1 protein-coding gene is annotated in these 3213 nt (G+C 47.4%); it reads right to left on the bottom strand.

From position 1 onward, the window contains the following. Positions 1-3213, bottom strand: a 3213-nt coding sequence (locus tag GY843_RS03295; protein ID WP_297306486.1) for a LamG-like jellyroll fold domain-containing protein, incomplete at both ends; no start/stop codon positions are given.

Raw genomic sequence — 3213 nt, 5'->3', positions numbered from 1 at the left:
TTATAATCGCTATCAAAACCAACCTGGCTGTCGCTGTCTACATAGATGTCATAGCCGGCTTCCACCCACAGAATGTTGTTGCGCAGTTCAACATTTTTGCTGCCAAGCTGAATTCGTACCGCGTCACCAACCTCCTGGTACACCGTGTTGTTGATCACTTGCGCGTGAACGCCCGAACTGGTGATCGCCTTTTCGAGAACAATGCCTTGATTGGTATTGGCATACACCAGATTGTTCTCTATCAGGCCCCAGAACGACCAGCGAGAAGAATTATTTGTGGAACCCTTGATACCTACGGAATTGGAGTAAGCTATATTCCCACGCAGACTGCTGCCACTATTGGACAACATACCTGTTATGTTGTTGTAAACCCGGTTTTCTGTGGCTATGGCGGAAGAATGGATAGGTACTGTGCCAGACGTAGACCAATAGTTGTTCCCTATTTTGATGCCAATGTAGTTATCATGGGCCACATTCTGGGATGCCTCCGCATCGTGGTTGACATGAATACCCAAGGCGCCACTGGCATCATGACCATAGACTTCATTGCCCGTTACTAAAACATTAGACTGAGCATAGATTCCTGTACGAGTGTTGTCAAAAACGGTGTTGTTGCTGACTACGATGGGCTCAGATGCCCCGGAGGCATATATCCCATGGTAGTTGTCGTACACCGTGTTGCCGCTTACTAATGTGCCGATGCCAGCTACATTAATGCCGTACAGATTTGTGTTAATCTGGCCATATACGGTATTGTTTAAGACTTGGCAATTATTGCCTCTGACATAAATGCCATGGGAAGATACTTGGCCAAACACTTCATTGCCCGTGATCAGGGCACTATCGTTGCCTGTGTCCAGCCAGATACCATAATTGTTATCGTACACCCGGCTGTTTGAAATCGTTACATTATCACTGTCAGACGTACTATTGCTATAGATACCATAATAGCCACCTGTGATATATAGGTGATCCAATGTAATATCATCAGCATGTACCAACTCGAAGACATAGCTAGCTGTCAATGTGCTTGTCCGGTCCAGAATAGCCTCATGATCCGTTTGCGTGGGGCCCTGAATCGTTACACCGGCATCATCCGACGTGATCACGACGTTTTCCAACAGAGCATATGTTCCACTATCCACATAGATGGTATCGCCCAGATCCAGATCATATGCTGCAAGCAGCGCCTGTAAGCTTGACATGGGACTGTCAGTGCTCTTGCCGCTGTTTCGGTTATCACCTGGAGCTGTAGTATACTCGTTGTCGGCAAGATCAACATCGTCAGCAATATTCACATAGTAATTTGTCCCATTATTGGCGATCTGGAATCCTTCATCCGATACATCACTCGGCTGGGAGCCTTGATCGACTGTGACCTGGATGAGGTACTCATTGTCCGGTACTACTCCGGGAGGGATTGTCCAGTCAAAGTAACCGGGGGCAAGGATGTCACTGGCAATGGTCTCTACTGGTACGGATGTAGCTGCATCCAGCAGTTCGATATCAACTCGATCTAAGCTAAGCCTGGCGTCATACTGGGCGGTAACCTGATTGGCTGTCAATGCGTAGTCAAAAATTGCCACCTCATCTATCGCCCCATCAAAACGAGAGACGCTGCTGTGAGTGTATGACCAACCAATTCGCAGAGGCTGAGTTTTGGATACGGCATCGTTAGTACGAACATCACCGGAAGCCTCAAGCTCACCATTGATATAGATCTTCATCTCACCCGCATCACGATCAATTACACCGATCACGTGATACCACTGACTCTGCTGAATAAGGCCCGAATTGGTATATATATACTCCGAACCGCTTATATCTACGGAGCCCAGCTGAAGATAACCTGTATTTCTAAGATACAGGTAATATGTGTTGTTCGAACTATCGCCCTTGTATATCAGGGGCATCCACGTGTTGTTAAAGGCATCAACTTTGAACCACAGGGACATGGTAATCTGCCGGCGCAGGTCGAGACTGCCATCATCAGGTACGTCTATGAAGTCATCGGATCCATCAAATTCCACCGCTGTATTCAATCCATTACCGAAAGCACCTTCCACATCAAGCAATGGATCACCGCTGTAAGTTCCATCCTGCGTATTGTCTGAAGCATCCACCACGGCAGAACCCGAAGATTCATCCAGGTGATAATACACAATTGGCCCCTGAGCCATAACTATCGATTCATAAGCTGAATCGCCTGTCACCGCCGGCGCCAGGCCATCGGTATGCCACTGAACCTGCATTTGCTGGCCTAACTCAAACTTCTCCAGACCATTGGGAGAAAGCACCTGAACCATTTCCGCTGGACTGGTCGCAGCCTCGGAAGTATTCCCATAGACGCCAAGATTGATCCGACCTCCATTGGGAACAGGTTCATTGTTATATATAGAATCAGGATTACCTTTATCGACGCCTGGTGAAGTTGCCAGTAGATGGAAGCTGTCATCAATGCCATGATCCCCCTCGATCTGCTGGATGCGTACAGCATCAGCTATAACTCTGTTATAATTAGCTTTATCTGTAAGTTTCACGACCAACTCTGTGCCTGTAACCTGAACAGCGGACAGATACTCCCAGTTGGTTCCTGTATCACTAAAGTCATCTGGGGCGTAACGCTGGTCTATTATCTTGAGTGCCGCTGCATTTGGCCCATCGAATATTATGTACCGGGCATTACTGGCATTACCTGAAATTGCCTGCCATGTAGCTGCAATCTGGTAAGTTGTACCGGGTGTCAAGCCGGTGAATGTCCAGGTTGCAACGTCAGCGCCCGTGTCCGAGGAACTCTCCTCGTAGTTATCGCCGAAACCTCCGCTGCCGCTTACCAATGTCCAGTCCCCAACTCCTGAGAAGTTTACATCGTTGTTGTCGATAATTGTCGGCAAATCTATCTCTGCTTCGCTAAAGCCAAGGACACCATCAATGCCATTTGCATCTATAAATTGCGGATCAGCCGCGAAACTGTGTTTATCCAGATTCAGTTCATAAAACCAGTTGACATAATTATCAAACTCTATACCACCCCAATTAGCATGTTTACCTATGCCTGCTGTATAAAACAAGTTATAATCGCTATCAAAACCAACCTGGCTGTCGCTGTCTACATAGATGTCATAGCCGGCTTCCACCCACAGAATGTTGTTGCGCAGTTCAACATTTTTGCTGCCAAGCTGAATTCGTACCGCGTCACCAACCTCCTGGTAC

The organism is Neptuniibacter sp. (genome assembly GCF_024231755.1).
Taxonomy (GTDB): Bacteria; Pseudomonadota; Gammaproteobacteria; order Pseudomonadales; family Balneatricaceae; genus Neptuniibacter.
Note: the sequence above shows the minus strand (reverse complement) of the source record. Positions and strands in the feature narration are given on the sequence as shown.